This is a genomic window from Streptomyces sp. NPDC057638 (assembly GCF_042800315.1).
Classification (GTDB): domain Bacteria; phylum Actinomycetota; class Actinomycetes; order Streptomycetales; family Streptomycetaceae; genus Streptomyces.
In genome coordinates, this window is record NZ_JBHVHF010000347.1 from 1 (window position 1) to 7,532 (window position 7,532).

3 protein-coding genes are annotated in these 7,532 nt (G+C 69.6%); 2 read left to right on the forward strand and 1 reads right to left on the reverse strand.

Annotated features, from left to right (window positions below; all coding sequences use genetic code 11):
* Positions 1 to 482: 482 nt before the first annotated feature.
* Positions 483 to 1,895, reverse strand: a complete 1,413-nt coding sequence (locus tag ACFVIM_RS30395) for a family 2B encapsulin nanocompartment shell protein (protein ID WP_384308084.1) — start codon at positions 1,893 to 1,895, stop codon at positions 483 to 485.
* 1,112 nt (positions 1,896 to 3,007) lie between these two features.
* On the opposite strand from ACFVIM_RS30395, the gene ACFVIM_RS30400 reads away from it, so the two are divergent.
* Both ACFVIM_RS30400 and ACFVIM_RS30405 read left to right on the forward strand, forming a co-directional pair.
* Positions 3,008 to 6,889 (forward strand): DNA/RNA non-specific endonuclease, encoded by a 3,882-nt coding sequence (locus tag ACFVIM_RS30400; RefSeq protein ID WP_384308087.1) that lies wholly within the window; start codon positions 3,008 to 3,010, stop codon positions 6,887 to 6,889.
* Positions 6,879 to 7,427, forward strand: coding sequence for a hypothetical protein (locus ACFVIM_RS30405; RefSeq protein WP_384308089.1), 549 nt, complete (start codon positions 6,879 to 6,881; stop codon positions 7,425 to 7,427). The genes ACFVIM_RS30400 and ACFVIM_RS30405 overlap by 11 nt, the downstream gene beginning before the upstream one ends.
* Positions 7,428 to 7,532: the final 105 nt, after the last annotated feature.

A 7,532-nucleotide genomic window follows, 5' to 3' on the forward strand; every position in this document is an offset into this window, starting at 1 on the left:
GAGCGGACCCGCCTCCGGCGAGGCCGCTCGCGGCGGTTCCTCCGGCCGCCTCAGGTGCAGACTCCCCGTGCCCAGGCCATGAGGGCCGGACAGGATGCGTCGCAGGGCTTCGGTGCTCATGAGCGCACCATTCCTCCTTGGGTGACGTGGCTGTTCCGGGCACACGGGGACCGTGGCCCCGGCGGGGCCCGGCTGGTGGATGTGTGCCGCTCTCGCGTCCGACCGGGCCGGGGCCCGGCGAACGGGACGGGCGCGCGCCGGGATCCGGGTGTCGAGTTCCGGGTTCCGGGCGCCGGGATCGTGCGGTGTCGGGCGGGTCCTCCCACCCCCGCTGTACGGCCGGGCCCAGCCCTCCCGTACAGCGGTTCCCCCACTCCCGCCCCGGACCCGACGGGACCGGATCACGGCAGGTCCGCGCGGACCGCCCCGCCCGTTCGCCGTGCGCGGCGCGGTCTCCCGCGTACGTACGGAACGGGCGTGGCTCAGCCGCTGGTACGGGCGATCTGCACGTTCTCCAGCACACCGAGCGCGTCGGGCACCAGGACGGCGGCGGAGTAGTAGGTGGTGACCAGGTAGGAGATGATCGCCGTCTCGTCGATGCCCATGAAGCGCACCGACACCCCCGGCTCGAACTCGTCCGGCAGCCCGGTCTGGTTGAGCCCGATGACGCCCTGGTTGTCCTCGCCGGTACGCATCACCAGGATGGAGCTGGTGTTCTCCTTGGTGATCGGGATCTTGTTGCACGGCAGGATCGGTACGCCGCGCCAGGCGGGGACCTGCTGTCCGCCGACGTCGACATGGTCCGGGTAGAGCCCGCGCTTGTTGAACTCACGGCCGATGGCGGCGATGGTCCTGGGGTGGGCGAAGAAGTACTTGGACCCACGGCGACGGCAGAGGAGTTCGTCCAGGTCATCTGGGGTGGGCGGGCCCGAGTGGGTCTGGATCCGCTGGTTGAAGGCGGCGTTGTGCAGCAGCCCGAACTCACGGTTGTTGATCAGCTCGTGCTCCTGGCGCTCCTTGAGCGCCTCGATGGTGAGCCTGAGCTGCTGCTCGGTCTGGTTCATCGGCTTGTTGTAGAGATCCGCGACGCGGGTGTGGACCCGCAGCACGGTCTGCGCGACCGAGAGTTCGTACTCACGGGGGTTCAGGTCGTAGTCGACGAAGGCGCCGGGCAGTTCGTGCTCACCCGTGTGTCCGGCGGACATGGCGATCTCCGCCTCACCCAACCGGTTCTGGCGCTGCTCCGGGAGCGCGCTGTACTCCTCGACGTGCCGCTGGAGGCTGGGCGCGGCGGCCGTGACGGCGGCGAAGTCGGCCCGGGAGAGGGTGAGCAGGGTGCCCGAGGTCTGGGCGACGGCGGTGTACTCCCAGGTGGCGTCGGAGTCCAGCAACGCGTCCTGACCGAAGCGGTCGCCGTCGGCGAGGACGGCGGTGACGCTCTCGTCCCCGTAGGCTCCGACGGAGATCTGGTCGATCCGGCCATGGGCGATCAGATGGATCCGGTCGGCGGCGGTGCCGCGCTCGACCAGCACCTCGCCCGCGCGGAAGTCGCGCTGTTCGCAGCGGGCGGCGAGGGCGGTGAGGGCGTCCTCGTCGTCGAAGCCGCGCAGCAGGGAGAGTTCACCGAGCTCGCGGGGGATGACCCGGACCTCGGCCCCTTCCTGGACGAACTCGATCCGGCCGTCACCGACGGTGTAGGTGAGCCGGCGGTTCACCCGGTAGGTACCACCGTCGACTTCCACCCACGGCAGCATTCTGAGCAGCCAGCGGGAGGTGATCTCCTGCATCTGCGGGACGGACTTGGTCGTCGTGGCGAGATTGCGGGCGGCCTGCGTGCTGAGGCTGCTCTGAGGGTTCGGCCGCTGCTGCGGCTGCGGGCCGGTCTCGACGGTCATGGGGCTGTGCACTCCTTCATCAGGGCAGCGTTCGGCATACGCGCACGCCAGTCGGGTTCAGGGCAACGGGAGGCAGGCAAGACAGGGAGAGGTCAGGCGGGGGTACGGCGGGGAGAGGGACGGACGGGGCGGAGGCGTTCGGGGAGGTCGCCCCGTTGATCCGCGAGAACCGTAGGTGTTCCCCCACCTGTTCATCCATTGGATGGCGGGAACAGTCCCTCGATACGGTGAACTTTGGCCGCGTGATGTTTAGTTCACGCGCCGGTGGTGCCGGGATTCATGCCTCTGCACGAGCCGCTTACACGCCGCCCACCTGCGCCTTCACACCTCCGAACGCGCCTGTCTCCAGAGGAGTCAGGTGCCGCTTGGGTGGGGAAGCCCGTGGATCTTCTCCGCCAGGGCGCGCCGCCGGTTGCCACGCTGTCTTGACCACCGGGCGGCGACCTCTCCGTCACGTCATGGAGACGGTTCCGTCACGCCCCAGCTGACACCCTCGGACGGCGACCGTCCGCGAGGCGTCGCACCCCCGGCAGGGCGGTCTGGCGAGGAGAGGCCGGTCGATGGTTCCGCCGATGAAGCGCGCCCGCAGGCAGAAGCCCACACAGGCACTCACCACCACACTGGCCACCGGCCCACGGCCGCGGGACGCCGGGACGCGGCCCCCTTCTCTCCCCTCACCTCCGCCCCTCACCTCCAACGCGGCTGTCGCGGCGTCCGCACTGGCCGGTACGCCAGGACCGGACCGGCCCATGCCCGCGTCACCGACACCCTCACTCCCGCCCTCTCTGTCACCGTCCCCACCATCGTCACCGGCGCAGGCCCAGGCCCAGGCGATGGCGGATCAGACGAGGATCGGGAACGGCGCGGTCGCCGCGGGGCGGAGCGCGGCTCCGGGCCCCCGCGCGCCCGCACGGCCTCGACGCCCCACACCCGCACCCGGGCCGACGGCACCCCGCCCCACCCGTACGAAGAGGACCGCGGAGGCCGATTCCGCCGCTGAACGGAAGGACGGTGGGACCGCGCCCACCGGATCGGGCTCAGGACCGGGTGGCGCGAGCGCGCGGCGGCGGGGCCCGGCGGGCGATCCGAAGTTCGCCGCCCTCAAGAACGACGTGAGCCGCAAGAAGCGCGCGGTCGCCACCTCACACCCCCCGGCGCGGACCGAGGCGGCGGCGGCGCAGGACGCGGCCCGCCCGCCCAAGGACGACGAGGAGGCCCAGGGAAAGTCCGCGAACGCCGAGAAGATGCATGAGGCCAAGCCGAAGGCGTTCGACCGGGAGGCGTTCATCCGGGCCGTCGAGCAGGCCATCGCCGCGAAGGCGCCGAAGAACCTCGACGAGGCGGACACGTTCGCGGAGTCGGGGAAGGCGGACGAGGTCCGCGCGGAGGTCCAGGGCACCGTCGGTGAGGGCAGGACGGAGTCCGCCGAGCAGATCGCGACCACCACCGCCGCCCCACCGGACACGGCGGCGGCGGTGACCAAGGAGGTCGTGCCCCTGACGCCGGACCGGCCCCCGGCGGCCCCCGGCACCCCGGATCCCGCCAACGCCGTCCCCGACCGGCTGCCCCCCGCCGCGACCGATATGTCGGCCGGGCCGAAGAGCGTGGACCGGCGGATGGCCGAGGCGAGCGTCACCGAGCCGCAGCTGCGCCGCTCCAACGAGCCGTCGTTCCGGCAGGCCCTGGGCGAGAAGAAGGCCGCCGAGCGCCACTCCGCCGCCGCACCGCCCCGGCTGCGCAAGCACGAGGCGGGCGAGCTGAGCACCGCCACCGGGGAGGCCCGCCGGACCGGAACCACGGCCATGGGCGCGATGGGGGCCCAGCGTGCCCTGACCGGACAGCGGGTGGACTCGGGCAAGACGGGCGCCAAGAGCCGGGACGAGGAGAAGCGGACCGAGGTCACCGCCATCCTCCAGCGGGTCTTCGACGCGATGAAGAAGGACGTCGAGGCCATTCTCGACGGCCTCGACAAGCTCGTGGACGAGCAGTTCACCCGAGGGGAGAAGGCGGCACGCGACGCCTTCACCTCGGAACACGAACGCGAGATGGACGCGTACAAGGACCGGCGCTACTCGGGCGCCTTCGGCTGGGCGCGCTGGGGCAAGGACAAGCTGCTCGGGCTGCCCGCCGAGGCGGAGCGGATCTTCGACCGGGCCAGGGAGGGCTACCTCCGCCGGATGCGACTGGTGATCGCGGACGTCGCCACCACGGTCGGTACGGAACTGGACCGGGCCAAACAGCGCATCGCCCAGGGCCGTACCGAACTGCGCGCGGCGGTGGGCAAGCTGCCCGCCGGCCTCAAGGCCATCGGACAGGAGGCGATGGCCGAGTTCGACGGCAAGTTCGAGGAACTCACCCAGTCGGTCGACGACAAGGCGACCACCCTGGTCGACACGCTCGCCACCAAGTACACAGAGGCCCTGAAGTCCGTCGACGACGAGATCGCCACCGCGAAGGAGAAGAACAAGGGCCTGGTCGACAAGGCCGTCGAGGCCGTCGCATCGGTGATCAACACCATCCTGGAACTCAAGGACATGCTGCTGGCGGTGCTGGCCAAGGCGGCCTCCGCGGTCATGCTGATCCTCAAGGACCCGGTCGGCTTCCTGCGCAACCTGGTGACGGGCGTGGGCGCGGGACTCCGTCAGTTCCTGCGCAACATCGGCCGCCATCTCCAGCAGGGCATCATGTCCTGGCTGCTGGGCCGTGCCGCCGAGGCCGGGCTCCAGCTCCCGGCGAAGTTCGACACCCGTGGCGTGCTGACCATGCTCGCCGGGCTGCTCGGCCTGACCTGGCCCGCCATCCGCGCCCGCATCACCCGCAAGGTCCCGGAGGAGGCCGTGGCGGCGGCCGAGACAGCCGTCCCCCTCGTCGCCGAGGTACGCAAGCGCGGGGTCGCGGGCATGTGGGGGGAACTCAAGTCCCGGGTCGGCGATCTGCGCAGGGACTTGGTCGCCAAGGTCATCGCGTACGTGACACCCGCCATCGTCACCGCGGGCATCACCTGGATCCTGTCCCTGCTCAACCCCGCCTCCGCCTTCGTCCGCGCGGTCAAGCTCCTCATCGACATCGTCACCTTCGTGGTGACCCAGGCCCGCCAGATCATCGACTTCGTCAACTCGGTCCTCGACGCGGTGATCGCCATCGCCAAGGGCGCCACCGGCGGAGTCGCCGCACGGGTGGAGTCCGCCCTCGCCCGCTCGATCCCGGTGCTGCTCGGCTTCCTGGCCGCGCTCCTCGGCGTCGGCGGCATCGCGGCCCGGGTGCGCCAGATCGTCCAGGCCATGGCGCGCCCGGTCAACATGGCCATCGACCAGGTCATCGACACCATCGCCGCCCTGGCGAAGAGGGCCTGGGCCAGGATCCGCGCCACCCGTACCCGCCCCCGTACGAAACCCACCCCCCGCAAGCCCGGCCCGGCGACCCCTCGCCCCCGCCCCACCGCCGGCCGCCCCCGACGCCGTGGCGACGACCGCAGGCCCGGCCGCAAACGGGACACCCGGCGCGGCAAGCGAGCCGACGCCCGGCAGCGCCGGAAGGACCGGGCCCGCCAGCGGCGCGACCAGCGGCGCACCGACCGCGCCGCCGCCGCGCTGCGGGACGCGACCGCCCTGGTCACCCGGGACGCCACCATCGAGGGCATCGAGAAGGCGCTCCCCCCGATCCGCAGGCGCCACAAGGTCCGCCTCCTGAAGCTGGTCATCGACCGCCGCGAGCCCGAACGCACCGTCATCCACTTCCGCGCGATCAACAGCCCGGCCCAGACGAGCGCGCCCCAGTCGGTGCCGGATGACTCCGTGGCGAAGAAGATCAAGGCGGCGATGCCCGAGCACGCCAGGAACTACGCCGAGGTGGTCCACACCTTCTGGTGGAACATCTACGTCTCCAGCACTCGGCGCGGCATCGAGGACAACGCCAAGACGCTGTGGAAGAAGACGGTTCTGACCGGTACCAAGAGCAATGCTTTCAAGGTAGCCAAATCACCAGAATTCCAAACCCCGCTCCGGGAGTACTTCAAGGAGAACCCCCGAAGGAGGGCCACCACGGGCGAGTTCTACAACTTTGTTTTCGTCCAGCGGGCAGAAACCTCGAAGAAGGACTTCTTGGAAGCACTCGGGCGCCCGGTACCGGAAAAGCTCAAGACCTCCGGACTGGCGGCGATCAACACCTCACCTCCGATCGAGGAGAAGCACAGGAACCGACTGCGCAAGGCGCTGGAGGGGATGACGAGCGCCTCCTACGACGTCACCCTCAAGCCGTATGGTCGCCTTGAGGTTCCCAAGCTGGAAGCACCTCCGCATTCGGACTTCTTCCCTCTCTCCATCCACACTGTGAACGCTGCCCACGAACGGGTCACGACCTACACCACCAGGGCGGGAAAGTCCTTCAAGGTCGTGGAGAAGGATCCGCAGCGCAGCAAGTCGCTCCAAGTCATCGGGGCGGACTTGCGACTGAAACCCCGAGGTGAAGCGCGCGGAATCCACCAGGACTCACCGGGCATGGTCACCAACCTCAACCTCAACCGGGCCCACGCTATCGCTGATATCTTCGGGGGGTCGGGTTATCGTGAATCCTTGAATATGGTGACAACAAGCGATACGTACAACCAGTCAGATATGAAGCAGGCCGAGACCACTATCCAGAACGATCTCATCAACTTCGCCACAGCGAAGGGTCATGATGCGGCGGATGTCTCCCTTCACCTGACTGTGACGATCCACTTCGGGGAGCTCCTGGCCGATGTCCTGACGTCGAAGATCGAGCACCAGCCCTGGTGGTATCAGGAGGGCGCTTCCCCTGAGGACATGGAGAAGGCCAAGAAGAAACTGGCGGAGATCGTCAAGAAGATGATGCATCCACCAGTGAGGCGTGTCATCGGTGTCGACTACGTCTGGAAGCTGTCCCTGCCTTCCGGCGCCCAGAAGCCGGGAGAGACAACAATCGGAGGGGACGAGTGGCTCTTCGAGAAGCGAGAGGCATCAAGCGGTGAATCTTGATCAAGCGGTGGAGTTTCTGCACGCCTACCTGGAGGCAGAGCACAGGGAGGGGCTGGCGGCCCGTACCGAGCCCGACGCGGTCCTGGCGGAGCGGCGTCGGGAGAGCGAGGCGTTCATGCACGCGGTGCCGGGCGTGTTCCTCTCATCCACACTCCGGCGGCGCCCGATGTCCGCCGACGAACTGGCGAAGTACGCCACCACAGTGGACCAGGTGGCCCGCCGGACACTCTTCCTGGTCGCGGAGTACGCGCACTCGAAGTGGGGCCAGTTGTTCACCGGGTTCGCCAGCGACCGCACAGCGGGTTCCACCGGATCGTACGGACTGCTCTTGTCGGTAGTGGCCATCGAAGGCGAGCCGAAGATCGTCGCCTTCAGCTACCCGGATCTCCTGGCCATGAACCCCCCAACGCCCTGGCGATACGCGTCCGGTGCCCGGATCAACAAGCGTGGCCGTCTCGTCGCGGTCCGCGCCCTCGTCGAGCCCACCCGCGCCGACCACCGCGCGGACTGGGCCGCGATCCGCGACTCCGCGCCCTGACCCCGCGCCCGTCGTAGCGCCCCGGATCCCCGGAACGCGGGCCCGTGCTGGCGGGGCACCAACGCCGGGAGACCTCGGAGACGCCGATGGGCCGGTGCGACGCAC

Bases quoted from the DNA above. Each gene is read 5' to 3' on its own strand.
- ACFVIM_RS30395 (WP_384308084.1), bottom strand. From the start codon at position 1,895: ATGACCGTCGAGACCGGCCCGCAGCCGCAGCAGCGGCCGAACCCTCAG.